The 24,874-nt window shown below is 50.7% G+C and carries 22 protein-coding genes; 8 read left to right on the top strand and 14 right to left on the bottom strand.

Annotation, left to right across the window (positions count from 1 at the left end):
* Positions 1-17 precede the first annotated feature (17 nt).
* Positions 18-1,112 (bottom strand): quinone-dependent dihydroorotate dehydrogenase, encoded by a 1,095-nt coding sequence (locus MP213Fo_RS05025; protein ID WP_421090558.1) that lies wholly within the window; start codon positions 1,110-1,112, stop codon positions 18-20.
* A complete protein-coding gene (locus tag MP213Fo_RS05020; RefSeq protein WP_421090557.1) occupies positions 1,113-1,475 on the bottom strand; it encodes a DUF952 domain-containing protein in 363 nt (120 codons plus the stop codon). It abuts the gene before it with no gap.
* A 251-nt stretch (positions 1,476-1,726) separates the two neighbouring features.
* Between MP213Fo_RS05020 and MP213Fo_RS05015 the strand changes: the two genes are divergently transcribed.
* Entirely contained in the window at positions 1,727-2,224 is a 498-nt protein-coding gene (locus MP213Fo_RS05015; protein ID WP_421090556.1) for a hypothetical protein, read from the top strand.
* Between the two features lie 64 nt (positions 2,225-2,288).
* Here MP213Fo_RS05015 and pip read toward each other — a convergent pair whose 3' ends face one another.
* Entirely contained in the window at positions 2,289-3,245 is a 957-nt protein-coding gene (gene pip, locus MP213Fo_RS05010; protein ID WP_421090555.1) for a prolyl aminopeptidase, read from the bottom strand.
* 521 nt (positions 3,246-3,766) lie between these two features.
* Here pip and MP213Fo_RS05005 point away from each other — a divergent pair.
* The gene (locus tag MP213Fo_RS05005; protein WP_421090554.1) at positions 3,767-4,417 is read left to right on the top strand and encodes a response regulator; all 651 of its coding nucleotides are present in this window, start codon (positions 3,767-3,769) and stop codon (positions 4,415-4,417) included.
* Between the two features lie 29 nt (positions 4,418-4,446).
* On the opposite strand, the gene MP213Fo_RS05000 is transcribed toward MP213Fo_RS05005, so the two are convergent.
* Positions 4,447-7,950 (bottom strand): NahK/ErcS family hybrid sensor histidine kinase/response regulator, encoded by a 3,504-nt coding sequence (locus MP213Fo_RS05000; protein ID WP_421090553.1) that lies wholly within the window; start codon positions 7,948-7,950, stop codon positions 4,447-4,449.
* A 248-nt stretch (positions 7,951-8,198) separates the two neighbouring features.
* On the opposite strand from MP213Fo_RS05000, the gene mscL reads away from it, so the two are divergent.
* Together mscL and MP213Fo_RS04990 are read left to right on the top strand one after the other, a co-directional pair.
* Positions 8,199-8,615, top strand: a complete 417-nt coding sequence (gene mscL, locus MP213Fo_RS04995; protein ID WP_421090552.1) for a large conductance mechanosensitive channel protein MscL — start codon at positions 8,199-8,201, stop codon at positions 8,613-8,615.
* 141 nt (positions 8,616-8,756) lie between these two features.
* Positions 8,757-9,854 (top strand): AbrB family transcriptional regulator, encoded by a 1,098-nt coding sequence (locus MP213Fo_RS04990; RefSeq protein WP_421090551.1) that lies wholly within the window; start codon positions 8,757-8,759, stop codon positions 9,852-9,854.
* Positions 9,855-9,884: 30 nt separating this feature from the next.
* Here the strand turns inward: MP213Fo_RS04990 and hemA are convergent, their stop codons facing one another.
* On the bottom strand, positions 9,885-11,129 hold the full coding sequence (gene hemA / locus MP213Fo_RS04985; protein WP_421090550.1) for a 5-aminolevulinate synthase: 1,245 nt from the start codon (positions 11,127-11,129) through the stop codon (positions 9,885-9,887).
* 274 nt (positions 11,130-11,403) lie between these two features.
* On the opposite strand from hemA, the gene MP213Fo_RS04980 reads away from it, so the two are divergent.
* Entirely contained in the window at positions 11,404-12,135 is a 732-nt protein-coding gene (locus tag MP213Fo_RS04980; protein ID WP_421090549.1) for a TetR/AcrR family transcriptional regulator, read from the top strand.
* 6 nt (positions 12,136-12,141) lie between these two features.
* Here the strand turns inward: MP213Fo_RS04980 and MP213Fo_RS04975 are convergent, their stop codons facing one another.
* From MP213Fo_RS04975 to proC, 5 genes are all read right to left on the bottom strand, one after another.
* Positions 12,142-13,635, bottom strand: coding sequence for an FAD/NAD(P)-binding protein (locus MP213Fo_RS04975; RefSeq protein WP_421091018.1), 1,494 nt, complete (start codon positions 13,633-13,635; stop codon positions 12,142-12,144).
* A 184-nt stretch (positions 13,636-13,819) separates the two neighbouring features.
* Entirely contained in the window at positions 13,820-14,530 is a 711-nt protein-coding gene (locus tag MP213Fo_RS04970) for a polysaccharide deacetylase family protein (RefSeq protein WP_421090548.1), read from the bottom strand.
* Between the two features lie 25 nt (positions 14,531-14,555).
* Positions 14,556-15,266, bottom strand: a complete 711-nt coding sequence (locus MP213Fo_RS04965) for a polysaccharide deacetylase family protein (protein WP_421090547.1) — start codon at positions 15,264-15,266, stop codon at positions 14,556-14,558.
* Positions 15,263-15,997: a glycosyltransferase family 25 protein gene (locus MP213Fo_RS04960; protein ID WP_421091017.1), complete on the bottom strand. Its 735-nt coding sequence runs from the start codon at positions 15,995-15,997 to the stop codon at positions 15,263-15,265. The genes MP213Fo_RS04965 and MP213Fo_RS04960 overlap by 4 nt, the downstream gene beginning before the upstream one ends.
* Positions 15,998-16,042: 45 nt before the next feature.
* A complete protein-coding gene (proC, locus tag MP213Fo_RS04955) occupies positions 16,043-16,861 on the bottom strand; it encodes a pyrroline-5-carboxylate reductase (protein ID WP_421090546.1) in 819 nt (272 codons plus the stop codon).
* Positions 16,862-17,445: 584 nt separating this feature from the next.
* On the opposite strand from proC, the gene MP213Fo_RS04950 reads away from it, so the two are divergent.
* Complete coding sequence (locus tag MP213Fo_RS04950) at positions 17,446-18,069, top strand: hypothetical protein (protein ID WP_421090545.1); 624 nt, start codon at positions 17,446-17,448, stop codon at positions 18,067-18,069.
* Between the two features lie 210 nt (positions 18,070-18,279).
* Positions 18,280-19,233 (top strand): bifunctional methylenetetrahydrofolate dehydrogenase/methenyltetrahydrofolate cyclohydrolase FolD, encoded by a 954-nt coding sequence (gene folD / locus MP213Fo_RS04945; RefSeq protein WP_421090544.1) that lies wholly within the window; start codon positions 18,280-18,282, stop codon positions 19,231-19,233.
* A gap of 50 nt (positions 19,234-19,283) precedes the next feature.
* On the opposite strand, the gene edd is transcribed toward folD, so the two are convergent.
* From edd to zwf, 4 genes are all read right to left on the bottom strand, one after another.
* On the bottom strand, positions 19,284-21,098 hold the full coding sequence (gene edd, locus MP213Fo_RS04940; RefSeq protein ID WP_421090543.1) for a phosphogluconate dehydratase: 1,815 nt from the start codon (positions 21,096-21,098) through the stop codon (positions 19,284-19,286).
* A 252-nt stretch (positions 21,099-21,350) separates the two neighbouring features.
* Positions 21,351-22,064, bottom strand: a complete 714-nt coding sequence (gene pgl, locus MP213Fo_RS04935) for a 6-phosphogluconolactonase (RefSeq protein ID WP_421090542.1) — start codon at positions 22,062-22,064, stop codon at positions 21,351-21,353.
* 158 nt (positions 22,065-22,222) lie between these two features.
* Positions 22,223-22,345 (bottom strand): hypothetical protein, encoded by a 123-nt coding sequence (locus MP213Fo_RS04930; RefSeq protein WP_421090541.1) that lies wholly within the window; start codon positions 22,343-22,345, stop codon positions 22,223-22,225.
* Positions 22,332-23,807 (bottom strand): glucose-6-phosphate dehydrogenase, encoded by a 1,476-nt coding sequence (gene zwf, locus MP213Fo_RS04925; protein WP_421090540.1) that lies wholly within the window; start codon positions 23,805-23,807, stop codon positions 22,332-22,334. The genes MP213Fo_RS04930 and zwf overlap by 14 nt, the downstream gene beginning before the upstream one ends.
* Before the next feature lie 303 nt (positions 23,808-24,110).
* Between zwf and MP213Fo_RS04920 the strand changes: the two genes are divergently transcribed.
* Positions 24,111-24,860: a glucose 1-dehydrogenase gene (locus tag MP213Fo_RS04920; RefSeq protein WP_421090539.1), complete on the top strand. Its 750-nt coding sequence runs from the start codon at positions 24,111-24,113 to the stop codon at positions 24,858-24,860.
* The last annotated feature ends 14 nt before the right edge of the window (positions 24,861-24,874 follow it).

Below are 24,874 nucleotides of genomic sequence, written 5' to 3'. Positions count from 1 at the left end.
GTTTAAAACTAAATAGATCAGGCCGGAATTTCTTTGGCTGCCCAGAGTGCGGTTTCCAAATCGCGCAGCTCGGCAATATTCGCGACACCAGCCTGTTTTACCAATGCCGACAGTTCTTTAACGATGTCTTTCGGCACGGTTGGGCCGCGATAAATCATACCGGTATAAATCTGTACCAGATCGGCACCGGCTTTGATTTTTGTCAGTGCAGACGCACCGCTATCTACACCACCCACACCGATAATCGGCATGGTCTTGCCAATGCGCTGGCGCATTTTGGCGAGCACAATCGTTGAGCGCTCAAAAATCGGGGCGCCGGAAAGTCCGCCTGCTTCTTTCACTTCAACCTGATTAAGCAGGCCGGTGCGCGACAAAGTGGTGTTGGATATAATCAGCCCGTCAAGTGGATGAGCAAGCGCTACTTCGGCAATATCATCCAGACCTTCCTCAGTCAGATCAGGGGCGATTTTTAGGAAGACCGGACGCTTCAGCGTATATTTCTCTGCTTCCTGATCACGGGCGGCCATAATCTGTTCTAGCAGAATATGCAGGCTGTCTTTGGCCTGCAGGTCGCGCAGGCCCGGTGTATTAGGTGATGAAATATTGGCAGTGAAATATTTTGCCACGCTATAAAACCGGTGAATACCGGCGACATAATCGGCCACGCGGTCTTCAGCATCTTTATTGGCGCCGATATTAACACCGACAATACCATTGCAAGCATTGCGCTGGCTGAGGCGTTTATAGGCAGCCTCATGGCCTTCATTGTTAAAGCCGAGGCGGTTGATCACAGCACGGTCTTCAATAAGGCGGAAAATGCGTGGCTTCGGGTTGCCGGCCTGTGCGCGCGGCGTGATGGTGCCAACTTCTGCAAAGCCGAAGCCGAGTTTCAGCAGTGCATCCGGCACTTCGGCATTCTTGTCGAAACCGGCAGCCATGCCTAACGGGTTGGGAAATTTAAGACCGGCAACACATTGCTGCAAAGCCGGATCAAGCGGTGCAGGGCAGGAAATAACGCCGGTTTTCAAGGCAGCAATTGACAGGCCATGGGCTTGTTCACCATCAAGTGTGAACAGCGCACGGCGGGCAAAATTCTCAAAAAAACCGCTCATTTATTTAAGCTCCGGAAACTGATGCTTGCCGTCATTCCTGAGCGGCAGGTCTTTAACCCAGCGCACAGCAGTGAGCGGGAGGTCTGCATAAAGATGCGGAAAGGCAAGGCCGCCGCGTGAAATTTCGTAGCGCAGGTTTTCACCAAGCAGGCTCTCATCCACAGCCACCAGCAGCAAATCACTTTGCGTTGAAAAATGCTTTGCAGCGGTTTCTGCAACAGTAGCTGCGGTGGAAAAATGGATATAACCATCCTGCAGATCAACCGGCGCGCCTGAAAACTGCCCCGCAGCTTCGGCTTGCGCCCATTGGGCGCGCGTAGTGATCTTAAAGATGAGTGTATGTGACGTATCACTGTCTGACATTAAAAAAACGCTATCGTTATACTATAATAATGAATGTGGTGAGGGCAGCTTTAAATATGCGTAATCACTGGCCTGCTTGGCGCATCCGGCAGCTTTTAAGACAAAATAGCGCCACAAGCCACCGCTAAATTTTAATAAAGTGTTAACAAGCTTTTTGCAAATTTCATAATGCATTGTTTTGATGGGAAACAAGACTGGTATTCACTGCAAAACGCCCCATATATTAGATATAGCATTAAAGGAGTGAGCAGATGAAAAACCGGTCCGGTATTGCGATTGCAGCAAGCAGAGAAAACAAGTCGGTGATTTTGGTTCGCAGCGCTATCTTGTCTGCTCTGACAGGGCTGGCGCTTGTGGTGGCTCTCAGCCATTCTCCGGCCTTGGCACAAGCCGTTTCTGCACCGGATAATCAGCGCTATTCGATGGAAACAACGGCTGCGGGCATTGTGCGCCTTGATCGCCAGACCGGCGAGGTGGCCTTGTGTAAAGAGCAGGCAGGCGAGGTTGTCTGTGCTGAGACAAAGCCTGCACAGCTCAACAGTGATGAGCGGGTTTTTCTGCTGGAAAAGCAGGTGACTGATCTGACAAACCGTCTCACTAAACTTGAAAAAAGCGGCACCTCAACCGGTGCGCTGCCAAGCGAAGAAGAGTTTGAAAAAGGCCTGAGCTATATGGAGCGTTTCATGCGGTCTTTCATGGGGGTGGCCAAGAGCCTCAATGAGCCTGCACCGGCTCCCAACCGCACATAACTTGGTTTTGATAATGAAAAAGCGCCGTTTCAGGCGCTTTTTTATGTTTGATCATGTAACGCAGTTAGCTGATATTGGCAAAACGCCGCGTTGCTGCAATCAGCTCATGGGTAATGCCGGGCTCTGAAACTGTGTGGCCTGCATCTTCAATAATATGCAGATCAGCTTCCGGCCAAACCTTCTTCAAATGCCACGCATTGATAAAGGGGGTGCACATGTCATAGCGGCCATGAATGATGACACCCGGAATGTGGCGAATACGATCAGCATGGCGCAGTAACTGGTCATCGGTATCAAAGAACCCGCGATTCTGGAAATAATGACATTCAATACGCGCAAAAGCGATGGCGAAATGATCTTCGGCAAATGCATTTTCCCGTGCCGGATCCGGCAGCAATGAGATGGCAGACCCTTCCCAACGCGCCCAGCGGCGCGCTGCTTCAATTTGCACTTGCGGGTTAGGATCGGTCAGACGGCGGTAATAGGCTGCGACCATATCGCCACGCTCGGCTTCCGGAATATGCAACTGATAGGCTTCAAAACGATCCGGATAAATAATGCTGGCGCCATTGCTGTAGAGCCAGTCGATCTCAAAGCGGCGCGCCATGAAAATACCACGCAATACCAATTCGCTCACGCGATCAGGATGGGTCTGCGCATAGGCAAGACCAAGGGTTGAACCCCATGATCCGCCGAAAACCTGCCATTTATCCACGCCGAGATGGGTACGCAGACGCTCCATATCAGCAACCAGATCCCATGTTGTATTTTCACGCAGTTCTGCATGTGGTGTCGAGCGGCCGCAGCCGCGCTGATCAAATAAAATGATGCGGTAAACACGCGGATCATGCAGGCGGCGCATGGGCGGGGTGATGCCGCCGCCGGGGCCGCCGTGAATCATAATGACCGGCTTACCATTTGGATTGCCGCATTCCTCAAAATAGATCCGGTGCAGTGCTGAAACCTGCAGCATTTCTTCCCGATAGGGATTTATTTCCGGATAGAGGCTGTGGCGAGTCATGGGACGTCCTTTATGTTTATAATATCCGCAAAGCGGCAAGTTTTTCTCTTGCATATAGAGCAGGCATAACCCTAACTGACAATACGGCCACAACGCGGCAAAACCAAAAAATGAACGCAGAGTGTTGGCTGAGGTAACAATTTTAAATTATCATGCTGCGATATGCCTAGAACAGGCGGGATAATGTTGCGCGCAGCGCGCATAGCATTCTCGGAAATTGATAAAATATTACTCTTTAATACGGCACTAAAGCATTTCAATATTAAGTTGAATCAACTTGATAGATATGACAATGCGAAAACTCTAAAATCTAGAGCGATCGCTGCAATCCAACCTGAAGGTTACCCGCTCTAATGCGCTGGATTTACTTCAGGCTGGAATAATAATGGCCCTATGGGAGGGGCATTAGATACAGATAAATATTTCTAACTTTATTTTTGGCTGCATAAAGAGATAAAGTCAGTTTGGAGGACTGTTTTGGGTCGGTTTGAAACCAGAACAGGCAAAGGGGCGCTAAGTTTATGCATTTGAATTTTATTATTGCCGATGATCATCCGTTGTTTCGTGGCGCATTGCGACAGATATTACAGGATGGGTTTCAGCCGGACAGTGTAACGGAAGCGGATAATTATCAGCAATTGCAGCAGGTTGCTGAGGATGCTCAGGATATTGATCTGTTGTTTCTTGATCTGACGATGCCGGGCGTTAGCGGGCTTTCTGGGCTGATTAATCTCAAAGCCCAGCATCCGCAATTACCGGTCATGATCGTTTCTGCCACCGATGATGTGGTGACCATCCGCCGGGCAATGGAGCTGGGTGCATCCGGCTTTGTCTCTAAATCTGCGGGGTTGGAAGAAATCGGCCTTGCGGTACGCACTGTACTGGATGGCGGTGAATGGGTATCTGCCGATGTTGAGTTGGGTGCTGAAAGTGATGCAGAGATTGCTGATCTTATCAATCGTATCCGCGCACTTACCCCGCAACAAACCCGCGTTCTTTCTATGCTCGGCCAAGGGCTTTTGAACAAGCAATTAGCCTATGAGTTGAATATTTCTGAAGCCACCGTCAAAGCGCATGTTTCTGCGGTGCTGCAAAAACTGGGTGTAGACAGCCGTACGCAGGCGGTGATCTTGCTCTCTAAACTGGGGCCGAGTTTTGCTTTGCTGGATTAATACGCGCCAGCCTTATTGAGCAGCGCACATTATCGCAAATGATAATGTGCCAGCAAAGCCCGTAATGCAGCCGGTTTAAGCGGTTTGTTCAAAACATGCACATTGTCTTCCTGCGCACGCAATTTCACTTCTTTTGAGCGGTCGGCGGTGAGCAAAACCGCAGGAACCGGCAGCTCCAGCGTTTCACGGATATAGCCGATCATATCAAGACCATTTTCTCGGTTGAGATGATAATCGGCAAGAATAATATGGGGTTCAGCCTGCTGCTCATGGGCGGTGTCAGCGCGGCAAAAACGGTTGCACCACTCTTTAAGCTGCGCGCCATCACGTATCAGGGTGATGTCACAACCCCAGCCGCCAAGCAATGTGCGCATGCCGTCAAGTATCAGCGGATCATTATCAATACATAATACGCGCATACCGGCAAGGGCATTGCTGCGTCTGCGCGCATGCGCTTGCGCAGGGCTGATTTCATTGGCAGGCTCGCTCGATACCGGAATCGTTACATTGAAACATGTACCTTTGCCGGGCTTGGAGGACAGGCTGATTTTCAATCTCAGAACATGGATAATGCGGTCAACAATCGATAGTCCGAGCCCCAGACCATCAGCCTGACTGATCCCTTCATCCAGCCGGTAAAATTCTCTGAAAACCAGATTTTGTTTATCAGGGGCAATGCCGATGCCGGTATCGGCAACCTTAATTTCAAGATGCGAGCCGCGTCTGCGCACGCCCAGCAAAATCTTGCCGCTGCGGCTGTATTTGATCGAGTTGGAGAGCAGGTTTTGTAACAATCTGCGCAGCAGATTACGGTCGCTGTAAACCGTAAGCGAGCAGGGTACAAACCGTAATTGCAGTCCTTTATCTGCAGCCAGAGGCGTAAAATCTGACACCAGCTGCTGCATCAGCCGGTCGAGGCGAAACAGTGACAATTCGGGCTTTAAAGCCCCTGTGTCGAGCCGTGAAATATCGAGCAGAGCGCTGAGAATACTCTCTACCGCTTCAAGTGATGAATCAATATTGCGTGCCAGCTGAGCCTCGGATGTACCAAGCCTCTCGCTTAAAGCGGTACTGTAGAGCCGTGCTGCATTAAGCGGCTGCAAAATATCATGACCGGCGGCGGCGAGAAAACGGGTTTTCCCTAAATTGGCATCTTCCGCCAGTTTCTGAGCCTGCACCAGCTGCTGGTTCACCTCCATTAGCTCTGTGGTGCGGTCTGCCACACGCTGCTCAAGCGATTCATTCAATCGCTTCATGGCATTATCCGCCTCAACCGAGGCGGTAATATCGGTATAGCTGGCGACAATCCCTCCATCGGGCATCGGGTTGGCGGCGACTTCGATAATCTTTGCTGTTGAATGCAGATAGATGCGGCTCGGGGCATGCACATGTTCAAGTGCGCGCATCATGGCATTGGCATCAGTCTCGTCAATTTCGCCGCTTTGTTGCAAGCGATCGAGCACCGCGGATACCGGAGTGCCAACCTGTGCAAATTCGTCGGGCAGATGCATCATATTGCGGAACTGATGGTTCCAGCATGTCAGGCGAAAATCCTTGTCGAGAACTGTTATGCCCTGTTCCATCTGATCAAGGGCTGTTTGCAACAGATCACGATTGTGCTGCAAGGCTTCTGAGGCATCATCCAGCAAGCGCAGCGTATCAGGTGCGGTATTATCTTTGCGCTGCAGCAGCAGCGACAGCACCAGACGCGCTGAAGATGAGCCGATAGCGCTGCCTAGAATTTGCTCTGCAAAACGTATCAGCTGTACATCGACAACCGCCTTATCATTGAGCGGTTGGTCACCATTCTGCTCGTAACGGCTGAAAGCCAGCACGACGCGATCTTCACCCAGATAGCGTGCAATTGTATGTTTGATCTCACCAACAGTCACGCTGGTGCGAAAACGCCTCAGAACCGGTACCGTTTTAAGATTACGCGGAATGAATGTACTGGCCTGAATGCGCTCAAGCGGGGTGGAATGGCGTGAGAGCGAGCCGATCAGCAACAGAAGCGAGTTAACGGCGAGGCTCCACAATGCGCCATGGGTGAGGGGCAATGCATCGCTGCCAAACAGCGCTTGCGGCCGTAAATAAGATATGCCCCACAAGCCTTCACGCAAAATAGCAGCATCAGGATGCACAAGTGTTGGTAGCAGCAGCGTGTAGCCCCACACAGCAAAGCCGCCGATCATGCCCATCACTGCGCCGCGCGCATTGACCCCGCGCCAGATCAGTCCGGCAATCAGCGGTGGTGCAAACTGAGCAATGGCTGCAAACGATACCAGACCGATCGATGCCAGACCGAAAGTGGTAGAACTGGCACGGTAATAGCTGAATGTGACGGCAAGAATAACAATGATCGTGGCACGGCGGGTATAGAGGATCAGTTGTGTCAGGTCTTGCTGCTGGTGTTTGTTGCGCCGGTAGACATAGCGGATCAGCAAAGGTAGCAACAAATGGTTTGAAATCATGATCGACAGTGCGACGCAGGCCACAATCACCATGGCGGTTGCTGCCGACAAACCACCGACAAAAGCCAGCAAGGTCAGAATATGAGAGCCTGCCGCCAGCGGCAGCGCTAAGACATAGAGATCGGCATTGGTAGACGGTCCCAGATGGATAATGCCCTGTAAGGCGATGGGCAGCACAAACAGGTTTATCAGGATCAGATAGACCGGAAACAGCCAGCGGGCGGTGCGCAGCTCTTTTTCGCTACGGTTTTCAACAATCGTTACGTGGAACTGGCGGGGCAGCATCAGGATTGCTGCGGCACTTAAACCCGCATGTACGAGCCATGTGCTCAGGCTGGTTTGCGAGATCATAGTGCCAAGGTTGATATCATGATCACGCAATTGCTGCGGCAGGTCAAAGGGCGAGCCAAACAGAAAAAACGTAGTCGCAATGCCGACAATCAGAAATGCAGCAATTTTGATCGCTGATTCCACTGCTACAGCAAGGATTAACCCGTCCTGATGTTCAGTGGCATCGGTATGTCTGGTACCGAATAAAATCGCAAAAATCGCTAGTAAGGCTGTAACGAACAGCGAGATGTCGCCGAAAATATACACAATCGGATCATAGGTGACCTGATATTGCGCCAGCACCATATTCACACTGCCGGAAACGGCTTTGAGCTGCAGAGCAATATAGGGCATGGAGCCAACCACCGCGATACAGGTGGCAATGGTGGCGACACTGGTGCTTTTACCGTAACGGGCTGCCAGAAAATCGGCGATAGAGGTGATACGTTCGGCTTTTGCGAGCCGCACAATATGGCGCAGAAATTTATTGCCAAAGGTAAACACCAGGATCGGGCCGATATAAATACCCAGAAATTCCAACCCACGATCGGCGGCCAAGCCGACAGAGCCGAAAAAGGTCCATGAGGTACAATATACGGCTAGGCTGAAAGCATAAATATAGGGTCTGGGCTTGATGCCCCAGCGCGATGCTTTACGATCCCCTATACTGGCCACGGCAAAAAGCAGGATCAGATAGAAAAATGCTATGCCGATAATTACCCAACCATGCATTCTATCCCCTATTGATCGCTGGTTACTTATTGCAGCAGAGAAAAATCCTGTATATTCCTGCAATATCTGTAATGTTTGATTTAACTTTGGCTGCTAATTAATCTTTACCTATGTTTGTATGCAACACTTCACGATAATCAAGCTACAACCTGTTATATCATCTTGAGAGTATAATATTCTCCGCTAGTTTTAATATTTCGGGCTGGTAATGCTGTCGAAATGCCCCCGTAGTCGAAAAAGGATAACCCATGCTAAAAGAATTTCGCGAATTTGCACTCAAAGGAAATATGGTTGATCTGGCAATCGGTGTGATCATCGGTGGTGCTTTCGGCGGTCTCGTCAACTCCATCGTTAATGATATCATCATGCCAATCATTGGTCTGGTCACCGGTGGTATCGATTTCTCGAATATGTATATCCAGCTGGCCGGTGAGCCAAGAGGCACACTTGCTGCTGCACGTGAAGCTGGTGCAACAATCGCCTATGGTAACTTCCTGACATTGCTGATCAACTTCCTGATCATTGCATGGGTGCTGTTCCTTGTTGTTAAGGGCATGAACCAGATGAAGAAAAAAGAAGAAGCCAAGCCTGAAGCCGTTGCAGAAATTCCGGCAGATCAGCTGCTTCTGACAGAAATTCGCGATCTTCTGGCCAAAAAAGCCTGATATAATCAAGAAAACCGGCCTCACTGTGAGGCCGGTTTTTTATAAGACTGTCAATATATGGCGATAGAGTGCAAGATGCATTGTGGCTCATAATAACCACATGCATTCCGGTTGAAGATATATTTAAGTAAGCAGCATCTCATGTCCCGTCCGACGCTTTCAGGCAGTACAAAGGGTATCCTGTCCGGTGTTTTTAGCGCAATTCTCACATTCATGATTGCCGGCAGCGGAGCAGCGCTTGCCTTTCTGATCGGCCTGCCAATTCCGTTTCTTCTTGGCTCCATGTGTGCTGTTACTATTGCGTCTTTAAGTGGCGTGCGCATTTATCTGCCCTCCTGGCTACGCAATACAGTTTTCATTATGCTCGGCGTACAGGCAGGTTCCGGTGTGCGGCCAGAGACGCTCAGCCAGATTGGCGAATGGCCGCTGAGCTTTTTCTTGCTGTTTGTGATGCTGCTTAGTGTGACCGGCTTTACCTTCATGCTGCTGCGTTATGTTTTACGCTGGGATGCCCAAACATCTTTTTTCTCTGCTCTGCCGGGCGCTCTGTCTTTTGTGATGGCTGCTGCCAGTGAAACCCGTGCCGATCTGGTTAAAATAACCATCATCCAGACTGTGCGGCTGCTGCTGCTGATCGGGCTTTTGGCGCCGGTGCTCAATGTGCTGGGGCAATCTGCGCCGCATGTTGATCTAACAATTGCTGAGGGTGATCATCAAAGCGAATGGCTGTTTCTGATAATCGCCGGTGGCTTGGGCGCCTTGATCGGCCATTACAGCCGTTTGCCCGGTGGTATGATGCTCGGAGCACTGCTTGCCAGTGCTTTTGTTTATGTCACTGGTATTGTTGCGGCGCGCGTGCCGCCGGAAATGGCCGACTTCGGAATGATCATTCTTGGGGTTCTGATCGGCTCGCGTGTTGATAGCCGTCATCGCGGGATGATAGTAACCTATCTGCCCGCCGCCTTGCTTGCATTCATTGTCGGTACCGGCACGGCAACGGCGGTGTGTGTGATGGCCTGGCTGGTAACAGGGCTGCATCCGGCACAAATCGCGCTGGCCTTTGCACCGGGTGCACTTGAGGCGCTGACCGTGATTGCTTTTTCTCTTGGTGTGGATCCGGCTTATGTTGCCTCGCATCATGTGATGCGCTTCATGATGATTGCACTGTTTGTGCCGTTTTTGGCACGCGCACTCAAGAGGATAGATGAAAAACCAACAGCCGCCCAGGCAAAGCTCTGAGCGGCTGTTGAATTTTATTTTTCTCAGTGCTTAGCCTGCTTGTTTTAAAGGCTTGCCTGAAAAATCTGTGGCATAAGGTATGCCGAGTGCTTGCCAGACTTCCAGCAAAGCGTCTTTCAACGTCGCAATCAGTTCTTCTCCATGTACCGGTGTTGGTGTGATACGCAGGCGCTCCGTGCCGCGTGGTACGGTCGGGAAATTGATTGGTTGGATGTAAATACCATGCACTTCCAGCAAGCGGTCGCTGGCTTTTTTGCACAAATCAGCATCGCCTACAAAGAGCGGCACAACATGTGTATCTGTCGGCATGACCGGCAGTCCGGCGCGACGCAGCATATCTTTGGTAAGATGAGCATTTTTCTGCTGCAACTCACGCTCATGCGTTGAGGTTTTCAAGTGGCGGATTGCTGCAACTGTGGCACTGGCAATTGCCGGAGGTAAGGCAGAGGTAAAGATGAAGCCCGGCGCATAAGAGCGTACAGCATCAACCACCAGTTTCGAGCCGGTAATATAACCGCCAAGAGTGCCGAATGATTTTGCCAATGTGCCTTCAATAATGTCGATCCGGTGGCTCAGGCCTTCGCGCTCGGAAATACCACCGCCGCGTGCGCCATACATGCCAACCGCGTGAACCTCATCGAGATAGGTCATGGCATTGTATTTTTCTGCCAGTTCTACGATGGCTTTGAGCGGTGCTACGTCACCATCCATTGAATAAACGGATTCAAAAATGATCAGTTTTGCACGATCTTTGCCTGCGGCAATCAGCAGTTCTTCAAGATGCTTAACATCATTATGGCGGAAAATCTTTTTCTCAACGCCGGAATGACGAATACCTGCAATCATCGAGGCATGGTTGAGCTCATCAGAAAGGATCAGACAATCCGGCAGCAATTTGGCAATTGTCGAGATCGAGGCATCATTGGAAACATAGCCGGAAGTGAAGACCAGCCCGGCTTCTTTGCCGTGCAGATCTGCCAGTTCATGTTCCAGTTCAACGAGCGGATGATTATTGCCGGAAATATTGCGCGTACCGCCAGCACCTGAGCCTTGTGTGGTGGCGGCGTCAGTCATGGCTTTTAGAACAGCCGGATTTTGCCCCATACCCAGATAATCATTGGAGCACCACACGGTAATCTCGCGTGCCTGCCCCTGATGACGCCAGATGGCTTGCGGAAAGCGCCCGACAATGCGTTCAAGATCAGCAAACACACGGTAACGATTTTCAGTGTGCAGGCGGTCAATGGCCGCTTCAAAAAACCGGCTATAGTCCATGGGGCGTCTTCCTTTTCTTCACCGTTACCTAATACTTTAGCGGTGAAACGTCCATAATGATGCATGCGGTAAATAGCCCCGATCACATGTGAATACATTGATCACAGTCAATCAGAGGTATTTTTGTCAGAATTCAAGATCAGAGATTTTACTTTGTTATTCTAACTGTTTAATAATTTAAAACATAGTGTTGCAAATTGCTATTGCTCTGATACACCCTGTGTCAGGATGTATCACCTTGGTTACTGACAGGGTGCAAAATTTGGTGCGCATAATGGCTGTAAAAAAACCGGATAATGATAAAAAAACTACCGATATTTCTGAGGCTGTTACAAACAGGGTTGGCCGTCCTGCACGTATTTCGCTTGATGATATTGCGCGGGTTGCATTGAAAATCGGCTTCGATGAAGTAACGATGATTGGTGTTGGACAGGCGCTCGGCGTCGATCATTCATCGCTTTATCGTTATGTTAAAGGCCGTAAAGACCTGTTGTTGGCCGCCGGAGATCTGGCAATTACGGAGCTTGAATGGCAAAAAAAGACGGATAACTGGCGTGAATTTGCCCAAGGGGTTGCTGATTCAGCTTGGAATCTGTTTGAGCGCTATCCGGGATTGGCCGATGCAATGCGCGAATTGGAGGCAACGCCGCCTTCTGGTATCCGTGCTTTTGGCGTGATTGCCAATCAACTTGAAGAATACGGGTTTTCAGTTGATGAGGCCGTATTGCTGATCGACAGTATGATGGATATGACTGTGGATTGCTTTACCGGTTGGCGCCGTGTCTACAAGCCTGGCCGGATCGGTGAGCGTGGCATAGAAAAGGTTGTGCAATCCTGGCAGGTCGAGGCAAACCGTAATCCTGATGCTGCAAGGCCAATTGCAATCATGACCCGTATGATGACCGGTAATCCGAAAGAATGGTGGAATAAAAAGCTGTTCTTGATTCTGGAAGGCGCAGAGTCAATTTTCGAAAGACGCCGCCTGATGTATGAAGCTGCTGAGTAAGCAGCCTCATACAGGCGCTTTATCTGTGTCTGACGCCAGTTCTATCACCTCGGCGAGCGCTTGGGTGTAGCGGGTTACTTCCGGCGCACCCATTAGCTCGCCAAATGTACCGCGTGCCAGTGGCCCTGCAATGAACAGGTCATCAATAACCTCACGACTTTTGCTGACAGCACGCATAGTTGTGCTGGTATGCAGACCGAGGCCTGTCGGGTCCATATCAATCAAACCTGCCGCATGCAGCATGGCGAGCGGTGGGCACTGGCCGATTATATCGCTGTGCGCGGGCCCCGTAGTAATAATAATGGCATCAAAATGCTGTGTGATGATCTCTGTCTGGCCGCGCATCCGGTAGGCGATATTAAAGCCGTTTTCATCTGCCGCATAATGCGCTTCGGTCACATGTGCTGCCAGATAATTCAATGTGCGGTTGCGGCAGCGCTCTTCAAGTGCCAGATCCGTTTGCGTGGCAAGACGAAAACGATGGGCATCCCAATAGGTGCGCAAATGCCTGACAATACGCTGGCGCTCTGCAAGCGGTAGGGCAAGCCAGATATCTGTGCCCTGATCGCGCAAGGCATCAATAACCGACTGCCATGGCACTGCATGCAGTGCAGCTTCCCGAATGGTGTTTCGAATACGCCGTAGCAGCTTTGTTGCAGATTGCTCTGGCGGATTGATAAAATCACCATAAAGCCGAGGCGGTTTAGGCGCATCAGGTTTCAGGTGCAGATTGGGGCGGGAGCGCAAACCATGGCGCGATAGCACTGTGATTTTTCCGCTATGACCGTGCTGGGAAAGTCCTGCAACCATATCAGCCGAGGTCAGTCCAGCACCGATAATCAGCACAGAGCAATCTCTGCCTTTTTCAACGATAAGCTGTTCGATGGCGCCGGGCTGATAGGGATTTGCCAATAATCCCTTAATCGCGTCTATATCCGTTTTACCCAGTGATTTCAGTGGTGCGGGCAGAGCCGGCAGCGGATGTGAGGCTGCGATCACCAGATAATCGGCTTCTGTCGTCTCTCCGGTCTCTGTAACAACACGATAACCGGCGCCTGATAAACGCTCGGCGCTGATTGCTCTGGCTTGTTTGTGCCGGATACGTCCGCTCTCTAGCATTGGCTGTATCTGCGCGGCCATATAGCTGCCGAAGAGGGTGCGCCGGGCATAGACCTGACCATTATCGGTTGTGGCCAGCGGATCGTCACCGAGTCGGTTATTATCACTCACCCAGCGGGCGAAATGCGGCTTGTCATCATAGAAGATACTCATCCGGTCGCAGAGTACATTGAGCCGGAATGCATCTTCATCCGTTGAATAGGCAAGACCTGCGCCGAGAGCTGCGCGGGGTTCTATAATCGTAATACTGATCTGCTCCGGCTTGCTGATTGCAGCAAGATGAAGAGCCAGAGTTGCACCGGAAAAGCCGCCGCCGATAATGATTACAGATTTTGCCGCCTTTATTTGAGCGGTTGGCTGGTCAGTGCTGGCAGTGTGCATTCGGTGCAAATTATATATCCGGTTGAATAGAGAGGCAGAAACAGGGGATATGCTGCTGCCTGATCGTGCGGTTATAGCAATAAAATCTCTCTCTGCCAGTATTCTGATAAAATAAATCTCAGTAATGCGCCGACTTGTGGCACGCTGGGGGGCATGCAGGGCGGCATACAGGATTGACACCAGATCAGCGTGCAAACAGCTTTTTCAAAAAGAACAGCCAGTTATCAGTGCGGCGGATAAAGCGGCGTGACAGCCCAAACGGATCATCGCCAGCTCGTGCTCGGCCACGTTTGGTGGTGGTGGCATGCACATAGCCGGCCTTTTTCACCATATCACGAATAGCCGGGGTTTCTCCGCCATAAGGGTAGCAGAAATTTGTTACTTCTGCACCGAGCACGGCCTCAATAGCGGTTTTGGATTGAGCAATCTGGCGCTCTGCCTCTGAAGCATCGGCACCCGGCAGATAAATATGATCAAGCGTATGCGCGCCAACTTCATGGCCTTGCGCAGCCCAGTCGCGCAACTGGTCTGCATTCATGCACGGAATTTCAACCGCACCATGCGGGATATCCCATTCATTGCGCCCGTTGATTTGGTTTGCCACAAAATAATTGGTGGCGGTAAAGCCGAACTCATTCAAGATCGGCAATGCATTTTCATAGACATTCAAAAACCCGTCATCAAAAGTAATGACAGCCACTTTGCCCTGCTTTTTACCCTCAAGATATGGCAGGGCATCGCGCATAGACAACCCTTGATAGCCGAGGCGCTTCAGCCATTGCATCTGCGCGCGAAAACGATCCGGATGTACTGTCAGGCTGCGAAAAGGCTTGTCGCGAGCAGGCGGCACATCAATCGAATGATAGAGCAGAATAGGAATGGCAGAAGATTTCATTTTAGTGTTCCGGATTTGTAATATGCTAATAACCAAATACTTTTTTCAAATAAAACAAGCTGTTGTCAGACTTTCGGATGAACCGGCGCGGTAGGCCGAATGGATCATCGCTGGTTTTTGCAAGACCTTTTTTTGTGGTTGTGGCATGAATATAGCCTGCTTTTTCCACCATATTGCGAATAGCTGGTGTTTCTCCTCCATGTGGATAACAAAAATTCGATACTTCTGCGCCGAGAATATTTTCCAGCGCCAGTTTGCAATCGGTTATCTGGCGCTGAGCTTCATTTTTCTCCGCGTCCGGTAAGAAAATATGATCCAGAGTATGGGCACCAACTTCGTGCCCGTGGCTTGCCCATTCCAGCAGCTGCGCTTTAGTCATACAAGGAATTGCTATTGAACCCTTCGGGATATCCCATTCATTTCTACCGCCGATTTGGTTGGCGACAAAATAATTGGTGGCGGTAAAATTAAGCGCATTCAGTACAGGCATGGCATGCTGGTAAACATTAAAGTACCCGTCATCAAACGTAATGACGACGATTTTGCCCTGTTTTTTACCCTCCAGATACGGGCGTGCATCCCGCATGGATACCCCACGATAGCCAAGTCGCTTGAGCCAAAGCATTTGGCTTTTAAAGCGTTGCGGATGCACGTGCAGGCTACGAAACGGTAGTCCGCTAGGCGGAGCCGCATCGATGGAGTGATAGGTTAAAATCAAGATGCCGGATCTGCTCATTTTTGTTTTCCGGATTTGCGTGAATAAGCAATCACTTGACTGCGATAAAGCGGGCGCATGAGTTCTCTGTGCAGCTTATGTAGCAAAGAACGGGGTTGTTTGAGTGTGCTGCCCCCCAAACTGGCGGATATTTCTTGTACGCCGCCCGGAATAGCGGCGAGCGGTTGCACGCCTGTGATCCAATGCATTTGCTCAAAAGTATCAACCGGCCTGTCGAATTGTGTTGTTTTCTCAAGCAAGGTTAGTGCAGCTTGGCGGCTGATGATCTGCCCGATTGTGCCGAGCCCAACCGGATAAGGGCGAATAATCTGGATTCCTTCGGCGCTTAATATGACGGTCCCTTGTTCTTTTTCGGGCCGGAATGGCATCCGCACCAAGCCGCTTTCTGACAAAGCTAGTTTGGCAGCAGCAAAGGCTGCGGGAAAATCCGGGGTCAGTGCCACATCATCTTCCAGCACCAATGCTGCATCAATATCCTGATCAATAATAGCCTGCCAGGTTTTGCGATGCGAGAGAAAACAGGCAATTTCATTGCGGCTCAGTTGAAAAGGATAATAAGGCTTGTGTAAGCGTGGTTGATAGGCCTGATGAACATCAGCGTCGCTGATGGTTTTGGCATCAACGGCAGTGATGATTTCTGCCGGTACCGGCAATTGTGCCATCAGCTCGGCAACCTGCGCTCTGCGCTCGGTTGCCCGTTCAAGATGGATGATAAATGCTTTGATCCGCATCTGCTGCATAGTGAAACTTTCGTCGGAAAAAATAGTGCGGTTCTGTTAGTTTTTTCCGAGTTCAACAGAGCGGTTACGGGCGGCTTCAACGGCTTCTGTGAGCAGGTTTTGCAAGCGGTCATTCTGCATCAGAACATCAAGGGCTGCTGCCGTTGTACCATTCGGGCTTGTTACATTGATACGCAATTGGGTTGGCGTATCTGCGCTTTCTGCAGCAAGCGCACCGGCACCATAAACCGTTTGCATTGCCAGCATGCCAGCGATTTCCTGCGGCAGTCCCGCTTTAATACCGGCATTCGTCAGGCATTCAATGAAGTGAAAAATATAGGCAGGCCCCGAGCCGGAAACAGCTGTTACAGCATCCATCAGGCTTTCATCTTCAATGCGTGCGGTGTGGCCGCTGATTTTCAATAGCTCTTCGGTAAAGGTAAGGTTTTCAGCACTCACATTGGCATTGGCAAAAGTAACCATCATACCCTTGCCAATTGCAGCAGGGGTATTGGGCATGCAGCGAATAATCGCGCTTGCTGCACCAAGAATATTTTCAAACTGCGTCACCGGTGTTCCCGCAAGAACACTGACAAAAGTGGCCGTTTTGGCAAAAGGCTGATAGGCAGGCAATACATCCTGAATGGTCTGCGGTTTGACAGCAAGGATGATCAGGCGCGCAACGGCGTCAGGTGCAAGCTCGGTACTGTTGCGCACAATATTGACACCCAGTCTGCCAGCGCGTTCACGCAAGGTATCGACTGGTTCAACAACCGTTACATCTTTTGCTTTGAGCTTGCCGGATGCCAGCCAGCCTTGCAGCATCGCATAGCCCATATTGCCGCAACCAACCAGAATAACGCTGTTATGTGTCATCAACTGTCCCTCACATGATTTGTTTAACGCTTAAACGGTTTGGAGCTGGGTGTGAAGACATCAAGCCAATTATGCGCTTGTGTAAAATTGTCAGCAATATGTGCTGATCGTGATAATTATCGACATAATGTAAAATTTATTGCTCTGGGCTGTTGCCAGAGTCATTAAGGTTTTGTTAACCATATGACAGAGTGATTTGCACCGGCTTAGCCGCGCTGCAAAAGCGTACCGGGTAAACGTGATTTGCATTGTGAAATGCGTTGCTTCTGGCATGTCGCTTATCTGCGAACAGTTTGAAGAGCTTTAAAATGATCAACCGCGAATTCAGGTTCCGGCTGGTCATCTGTTTTGATTCCGAACTTTTCTGGATCAGGCGGGGCTGTTGATTCATGGTCGCATTGTGTCGAAGCGCGGTCCATTGAACAATGTACGTTGATGCTTTGACTGTTTGAAATGCTGCGTGATTTTAGCGTCTGTTACGGTTGGTCAGGAGTGACCAATAAAGCTCTTATGGGCGGTAATAGATAACAAACATGCAGAGAATTGCTGTGTTAAATTTATTTTTAGAACGGAACGGCGGCACTATGGAACATGATCATAAATATTCCGGAACATTACCGCTTTTAGCCTATACACCGCAGGATTTTGGCCAGAATGCTTGCCGCGCGCGCGCTTATCGCGCACGGGCTGCTATGGGGCGCACCGGTGTGCAACCGTTGCGCAGTCATGCTCAGGCAGCGGCACTGTCGTCACCACCCGCAGCGGTTAAACCTGCGAAAGAACAATCTCAGCCGGCACAAACATCGTTGCTGTTTACCAGCCTGTGGGCTCGTATCTCCCGTTTGTTTGGTAAAACTCAAAATCCGGTACCTGCGCAGCCTGTCAGCCGTTCAATACCTGCTGGAGCACAGTCAGAAGATTTGGGATCGCATGCAGCTTCGGGCTTTAAGCTGGCACCAGAACAACCTGTTGTTGCTGTGGATAGCCTCGTCGATGCTCAGCAGCAAACGGCATCAGAACCGGCGGGGGTTAGCCTGCATCAGACCGTTTCCAGCACCTATGCCGCTATGCGTTTAAAAACTGCCAGCGTGATTGCTGACGACCAGTCAATTCCGCAATCACCGGACCTTGCACATGCTTTAGCTGAAATTCGTCAGGCATTGCGCGAGCATGAAAAACTGGCAACTGCCAAACTCAACAATAATTAAACCTTTTGATGCCGCTATTCGGATAGCTGGATCGTTTTTTGATTGTCATCATCCCGTCGTCCCTTTATTGCGGGGGCAGAATGGTAGCGCAAGGCATTGGCTGGTTTCAGACACTTGCGCTTACACATGATTTTTGATGCAGCTTGTCCGAAAGCCGGTGTGTACTTTTCCGGAAGCTGCTCTTTATTTTTTTGCTGGCGGAGTTATGCAATGACAATTGAGACGGCTGGGACAATTGAAGCGGCTGGGACAACTGAAGCGGGTTCCGCAAAAATTATTGACGGTAAATTGCTGGCTGAAGATGTGGTGGCATCCGTTAAGACTGCAACCGCAGAGCTTGTTTCTGCAACCGGCATTCAGCCCGGCATTGCTGTGGTCATTGTCGGTGAAGATCCGGCCAGTCAGGTATATGTTGCCTCAAAAGGGCGTAAAGCCCGCGAATGCGGTTTTCACTCTGTACAGCATACTTTGAGCGATGAGACATCCGAAGCGGATTTGCTGACGCTGATTGACGCGCTGAATAATGATGCCGCAATTCATGGTATTCTGGTGCAGTTACCACTGCCAAAGCATATTGATGAAGGTCGTGTGATCCAGACAATCGCGCCTGATAAAGATGTCGACGGTTTCCATTATATTAATGTTGGTAAGCTGGGCACCGGCGCGCTCGACAGCGCATTTGTGCCATGCACACCAGCTGGCAGCATGATTATGATTGAGCGCCAGCTTGGCCGAGATCTTTCGGGTCTTAATGCGGTGGTGATCGGCCGCTCCAATATTGTTGGCAAGCCGATGGCGAGCCTGTTGCTGGCTGCCAATGCAACGGTCACTATTGCACATAGCCGTACCAAGGATCTGCCGGCGCTCGCTCGCACTGCCGATATTCTGGTGGCAGCAGTCGGCCGGCCTGAAATGGTTAAGGCTGATTGGGTAAAGCCCGGCGCCACAGTGATTGATGTTGGTATCAACCGCATTGCCGCGCCGGAAAAAGGCGAGGGCAAAACCCGCCTTGTCGGTGATGTTGATTATGCTGGTGTTGCGCAGGTTACCGGTGCGATTACGCCTGTTCCGGGCGGAGTAGGCCCGATGACAATTGCCATGCTGATGGCCAACACTTTGGTTGCTGCCTGCCGGTTTGCCGGTTTTAAAGTGCCAAAATTTTAAAAAGCAAATCCCTGAAATGAAAACGCCCGCAATAAGCGGGCGTTTTTTGTTTAAAAGACTGATGCCCCCTGATCGGCATGACCGGCAATATGTCGGAAAGCAGTAAACAGTTCGCGCCCCATGCCGAAATGATTGCCGCTTAAATCTGGAATATCTGCGCTGCGTGCATGCAGAATTTCATCGCTTTGCAGAACCGATAATGTGCCCTGTGTGGCATCGATGCGAATGATGTCACCTTCGCAAATTCTGGCGATCATGCCATTATCCAGCGCTTCGGGTGTCACATGGATGGCCGATGGTACTTTGCCGGAGGCTCCGGAGAGGCGCCCGTCGGTTACAAGGGCGACTTTCTGGCCGCGATCCTGCAAAATACCCAGCACGGTCATCAGCTTGTGCAGTTCCGGCATGCCATTGGCTTTCGGCCCCTGATAGCGCACAACGGCAACAAAATCGCCCACCAGCGTGCCAGCCTGAAATGCATCCTGCAAGGATGCCTGATCATTGAAAATCTTTGCGGGCGCTTCGATCACATGGCGCTCGGGCTTGACTGCAGATACTTTAATAATCGCGCTGCCAATATTACCGGTCAGAACTTTCAGGCCGCCATCTGCCTGAAAAGGTGTATGGGCTTTGGCCAGAACTTTGGCGTCAGCGCTGGTTGCAGGAGCCGGACGGCGCTCGACAGCACCGCTCTGGTCGAGATGCGGTTCGATCGTGTAGTCGCGCAAGGTTTCGCCCCATACGGTGCGCACATCCTCATGCAGCAAGCCTGCATCCAGCAATTCACGGATCAGATAGCCCATGCCACCCGCAGCATGAAAATGATTTACGTCAGCAAGGCCGTTTGGATAGACACGTGCAAGCAACGGCACCGCGGCTGAGATTTCAGAAATATCATGCCATGTCAGCTTGATCCCTGCGGCTGCGGCCATAGCGATCAGATGGATGGTGTGGTTGGTGGAGCCGCCGGTGGCATTGAGGCCGACAATACCATTGACGAATGAGCGCTCATCAAGCATCGCGCCAATCGGCGTATAATCATTGCCGCAGGCGGTAATTTCCAGCGCACGTTTGGTGGCCTCGCGCGTCATGGCATCGCGCAGCGGTGTGTTCGGGTTGATGAAGGACGAGCCCGGAATATGCAGCCCCATAATTTCCATTAGCATCTGGTTGGAATTGGCGGTGCCATAGAATGTGCAGGTGCCGGGGCCGTGATAAGATTTGGATTCTGATTCCAGCAATTCTGCCCGCCCGACTTTGCCCTCTGCATAAAGTTGGCGAATACGGGCTTTTTCATCATTTGGCAGGCCTGAAGTCATCGGCCCTGCAGGGATAAAAATCGCAGGCAGATGGCCAAATGTCAGTGCGCCGATGACCAGTCCCGGCACAATTTTATCACAAACGCCTAAATAGACCGCTGAATCAAACATATCATGCGACAAGCCGACGGCTGTGGCCATGGCAATTACATCGCGTGAGAACAGCGATAATTCCATACCGGCAAAACCTTGGGTTACCCCGTCACACATGGCAGGCACACCACCGGCAACCTGCGCAACACCACCTGCTTCACGAGCCGCTTGTTTAATCAGTTGCGGAAAAGTCTCAAATGGCTGATGCGCTGAAAGCATATCATTATAAGCAGTGATAATGCCGATATTGAGAACCTGATCGCCTGCTAGCCCTGCTTTATCTGAAGGACCGCAGGCCGCAAAACCATGGGCAAGATTAGCACAGCCAAGAGCGGAACGATTTGGCTTGCGGCTTGCTGCCTCGCTGATGCGTGCCAGATAGGCATCGCGAGTGGGACGCGAACGCTCGATAATCCGCTGGGTCACAGCATGCAGGGTCTTATTGACGGTCATCTCAGTCTCCCGTTCAGTCAGATGTCAGTCTTGGTGAAAAGACTGTGTATGTCGATATTTAAACCGATTTAATACACTTAAATACTGCGAAATCAAAGCCAGTCCACTGGCTGTTGCGTCGATAAATCGCATCAATTGTCATATGAAATATTATGAAGAGAAACGCGGCTCCGCTCTGCATTGATATTTTCATGCAGAGCGTATCGGGCATTGTCACACGAAATCAGTGAGCCTGAGAACTTGGCTTAGTGATTAAGGCGCCCAGTAAAGTTGAACCGGTTGTTTCGCATGGGCGAAAATTGCGCGAACCGGCATTTGCATCGCGTCATCATCACTGAGCGCTTCTTCAAGAACACTCAGTTTTTTCTGGCCTTCAATATGCAGTATCAGCAAATTGGCACTGGTCAGCAGGGGTAATGTCAGAGTCAGGCGTGGCTCACCTGCGCCTTCAGCCACCATTGGCAGCACAATTGCACGTGTCTCAGGATCAATCGCTTGATCAAGCCGGTTACCACCGCGAAAAAATGATGCAGTATGGCCATCATTGCCCATGCCCAGAACCACCACATCAAAAGGTTTCTGGATGGCATCAATGCGGTTGGCGGCGGTTACTGCGGCAACACTGGCATTTTGTGCAGGCCCATAGAGACTGATAAAACCAGCCTGTTCGGCCTTATTTTTCATGAGGTGGTCACGTACCAGTTTTTCATTGGAGCGTTCATTGTCAGGCGCAACGAAACGCTCATCAACAAGGGTAATGGTGACCTGTTTCCATGCGATATCCTGCATGGACAGCACTTCAAACAATTGGAGTGGTGTGGTGCCGCCGGACACAACGAGTGAGGCATGCCCCTTGGCGGCAATGGCTTTGTTTAATTGATCCGCAATGGTTTCAGCTAATTGCAGCGCCAAGGCGGACGGGTCTGCAAAATCATGACGTTCAAGAGTGGTTATGTCAGTCTCCATTACTGTTTCTGCATCCTTTACAGTGTTGCAACCTGCATGGCGCAGTCGTTTTTTATCATTATACAGAAAATTATGGTGCGGTGGCAATTATCGCTCGCCTTTAAACACCTATATCAGGCGTTATTATGCCCTCTGCATATTCAGGCATAGACATCGTCTCATGTCGTGATTTTGTGGCACGCGTCTTTAGGCGCTGTCATGCGCCACGCGTCTTTAGGCGCTGTCATGCCCCACGCGTCTTTAGGCGCTGTCATGCGCCACGCGTCTTTAGACGCTGTCATGCCAAGTCCGCCCGTCGCGTTCGATCAGGGCGATTGCGCCTGAAGGTCCCCATGTGCCGGATGTGTAGCCTTGTACCTTCTGCTCGTTTTGTTCCCAGCCCTCTAAAATCGGATCAATCCAGTTCCACGCGGCTTCCACCTCATCGCGGCGCATAAACAGGGTTTGATTGCCGCGTACTACATCCATAATCAGGCGCTCATAGGCATCTGGATTACGCTCATCAAAAGATGCGGCAAAACTCATATCCAGCGGTATCTGGCGTAAACGCATGCCGCCCGGGCCCGGATCTTTGATCATGATCCACTGTTTCACGCCCTCATCGGGTTGCAGGCGGATCACAAGCTGATTGGCAATAATCTGCCCTGCACTCGGCTCGAAAATCGAATGGGGAATGGGCTTGAATGTCACTACAATTTCAGAAACCCGCTCGGCAAGACGTTTGCCGGTGCGCAGATAAAATGGCACATTAGCCCAGCGCCAATTTCCGATTTCGGCCTTCAGCGCCACAAAGGTTTCGGTGTTGCTGGTGTCGTTTTCCAGATCATCCAGATAGGCTTTAACCGGCCCGCCTGCCGATGCGCCTGCACGATATTGGCCACGCACCGTATTATCCTGCACATTTTCAGCGGTAATTGGTACCAATGAACGCAGGACTTTTACTTTTTCATCATGCACGGCATCGGCCTGCAAAGAGGCCGGCGGCTCCATCGCCACTAGGCAGAGCAATTGCAACATATGGTTCTGCACCATATCGCGCAGAGCCCCCGCAGTGTCGTAATATCCGGCACGGCCTTCCAGTCCCACAGCTTCGGCAACCGTGATCTGCACATGATCAATATGAGCGGAGTTCCATAGCGGTTCGTAGAGCGCATTGGCAAAGCGCAGCGCCATCAGGTTCTGCACAGTTTCTTTGCCCAGATAATGATCAATACGGAAAATTTGATCCTCACGGAACACACCGCCAATAGTGTCATTGAGAATTTTGGCAGAAGCCAAATCACGACCGATCGGCTTTTCAACTATAATGCGTGTGTTTTCAGTAATCAGCTCATGACTTTGCAGGCGCTGCGCAATATCGCCGAACAGGTTAGGGCTGACCGCAAGATAGAACGCGCGGATATCGGCCGGATTGTTACTAATCAGCTTTTTCAGCGCTGCCCAACCCTGATCTGATTTGGCATCAACTGCCACATAGGCAAGGCGGGAAAGAAACTGCTCAATCTGCGCTTCATCAATCTCTGCCGCTTTGACATGTTCATGAATAGCTTTACGGGCAAAATCTTTATATTCCGCATCGCTCATCTCGCTGCGTGACGCACCGATAATGCGTGTGGGTTCAGTGAACTGGCCGGCACGCTGGCGCTGATAAAGGGCAGGGATCAGTTTGCGTTCTGTAAGGTCGCCCGAGCCACCGAAGACGATGCAGTCAAAGGGCTCTACCGGAATTGTCTGGCTGGTCATGAACCTGTCTCTTTATTCGCTTTTGCATGATGCGCCTATGCGCGTTTTAACCTGTGGGAGAGATGTGCGGGTGATCATAGAGCTGATTTGCGTGATGCGGTGTCTGTAGTTACCCGAAGCATGTTTGAGTGATTTGCTTTATATTCTAGCGAAATGATGCGGATGACAAGTACGGTTTCTTAAATCGATTTAATTATTTGCCTTTTCCTGTGATTTTTTAACACCTACATGACTTCCGCCTGTAATGGCTCTATGAATATTGGCAACTGATTTGCATTGTAATGGAAGTTTACGGAGAAAGTTATGGCACGTTTAAAGGGTAAAGTTGCAATTGTTACCGGCGCCGGCTCAGGTTTCGGCGAAGCAATCGCCCGCCGTTTTGCACAGGAGGGCGCTTTTGTTACTGTTGCTGACATTAATCCTAAACGGGCCAATGATGTTGCCACCTCAATTGGCAAAAATGCTGTTGCACTGGCCGTTGATGTCTCGCGTAAAGACGATCTCGAGCGTTTGGTCGGCGTAACCTTGCAGCAATTCGGACGTCTCGACATCATGGTCAATAATGCCGGCTATACCTATAAAAATATGCCGCTGACAGAGGTGCCGGAAGACAGCTTTGATCTCATCACCGCGGTTAACATGAAGGCGCTTTACCTGTCGACATTGGTGGTTGTACCGGTGATGCGTAAATTTGGTGGTGGCGCGATTATCAACACGGCATCGATAAGCGCACAGCATCCGCGCAAAGGACTGACTTGGTATAATGCTTCAAAAGGTTGGGTGATGAGCGCCACAAAATCAATGGCGCTCGAACTGGCGGAAGCCAAGATACGAGTGAATGCGATTTGCCCTGTTGAGAGTGAAACGGATACACTGAAGCTGATCCTCGGTAATGATACGCCGGAGGCGCGTGAAGCGCTGAAAGCGTCCATTCCGCTTGGCCGCTTTTCCATGCCGGAAGATATTGCCAATGCTGCCTTGTGGCTGGCCAGTGATGAAGCCGGATTTGTTACAGGCACATCGGTTGATATTGATGGCGGCTACAGTCTTTAGAAACCAGATGCCGA

Source organism: Pseudochrobactrum mosebachae, assembly GCF_048914685.1.
Taxonomy (GTDB): domain Bacteria; phylum Pseudomonadota; class Alphaproteobacteria; order Rhizobiales; family Rhizobiaceae; genus Pseudochrobactrum.
The sequence above is the reverse complement of the archived record's forward strand: the minus strand, read 5'-3'. Positions and strand labels throughout refer to the sequence as shown.

Coding starts and splice junctions, on each gene's coding strand:
- MP213Fo_RS05025 (WP_421090558.1), bottom strand. CDS start 1,112: ATGAGCGGTTTTTTTGAGAATTTTGCCCGCCGTGCGCTGTTCACACTT.
- MP213Fo_RS05020 (WP_421090557.1), bottom strand. CDS start 1,475: ATGTCAGACAGTGATACGTCACATACACTCATCTTTAAGATCACTACG.
- MP213Fo_RS05015 (WP_421090556.1), top strand. CDS start 1,727: ATGAAAAACCGGTCCGGTATTGCGATTGCAGCAAGCAGAGAAAACAAG.
- pip (WP_421090555.1), bottom strand. CDS start 3,245: ATGACTCGCCACAGCCTCTATCCGGAAATAAATCCCTATCGGGAAGAA.
- MP213Fo_RS05005 (WP_421090554.1), top strand. CDS start 3,767: ATGCATTTGAATTTTATTATTGCCGATGATCATCCGTTGTTTCGTGGC.
- MP213Fo_RS05000 (WP_421090553.1), bottom strand. CDS start 7,950: ATGCATGGTTGGGTAATTATCGGCATAGCATTTTTCTATCTGATCCTG.
- mscL (WP_421090552.1), top strand. CDS start 8,199: ATGCTAAAAGAATTTCGCGAATTTGCACTCAAAGGAAATATGGTTGAT.
- MP213Fo_RS04990 (WP_421090551.1), top strand. CDS start 8,757: ATGTCCCGTCCGACGCTTTCAGGCAGTACAAAGGGTATCCTGTCCGGT.
- hemA (WP_421090550.1), bottom strand. CDS start 11,129: ATGGACTATAGCCGGTTTTTTGAAGCGGCCATTGACCGCCTGCACACT.
- MP213Fo_RS04980 (WP_421090549.1), top strand. CDS start 11,404: ATGGCTGTAAAAAAACCGGATAATGATAAAAAAACTACCGATATTTCT.
- MP213Fo_RS04975 (WP_421091018.1), bottom strand. CDS start 13,635: ATGCACACTGCCAGCACTGACCAGCCAACCGCTCAAATAAAGGCGGCA.
- MP213Fo_RS04970 (WP_421090548.1), bottom strand. CDS start 14,530: ATGAAATCTTCTGCCATTCCTATTCTGCTCTATCATTCGATTGATGTG.
- MP213Fo_RS04965 (WP_421090547.1), bottom strand. CDS start 15,266: ATGAGCAGATCCGGCATCTTGATTTTAACCTATCACTCCATCGATGCG.
- MP213Fo_RS04960 (WP_421091017.1), bottom strand. CDS start 15,997: ATGCGGATCAAAGCATTTATCATCCATCTTGAACGGGCAACCGAGCGC.
- proC (WP_421090546.1), bottom strand. CDS start 16,861: ATGACACATAACAGCGTTATTCTGGTTGGTTGCGGCAATATGGGCTAT.
- MP213Fo_RS04950 (WP_421090545.1), top strand. CDS start 17,446: ATGGAACATGATCATAAATATTCCGGAACATTACCGCTTTTAGCCTAT.
- folD (WP_421090544.1), top strand. CDS start 18,280: ATGACAATTGAGACGGCTGGGACAATTGAAGCGGCTGGGACAACTGAA.
- edd (WP_421090543.1), bottom strand. CDS start 21,098: ATGACCGTCAATAAGACCCTGCATGCTGTGACCCAGCGGATTATCGAG.
- pgl (WP_421090542.1), bottom strand. CDS start 22,064: ATGGAGACTGACATAACCACTCTTGAACGTCATGATTTTGCAGACCCG.
- MP213Fo_RS04930 (WP_421090541.1), bottom strand. CDS start 22,345: ATGACAGCGTCTAAAGACGCGTGGCGCATGACAGCGCCTAAAGACGCG.
- zwf (WP_421090540.1), bottom strand. CDS start 23,807: ATGACCAGCCAGACAATTCCGGTAGAGCCCTTTGACTGCATCGTCTTC.
- MP213Fo_RS04920 (WP_421090539.1), top strand. CDS start 24,111: ATGGCACGTTTAAAGGGTAAAGTTGCAATTGTTACCGGCGCCGGCTCA.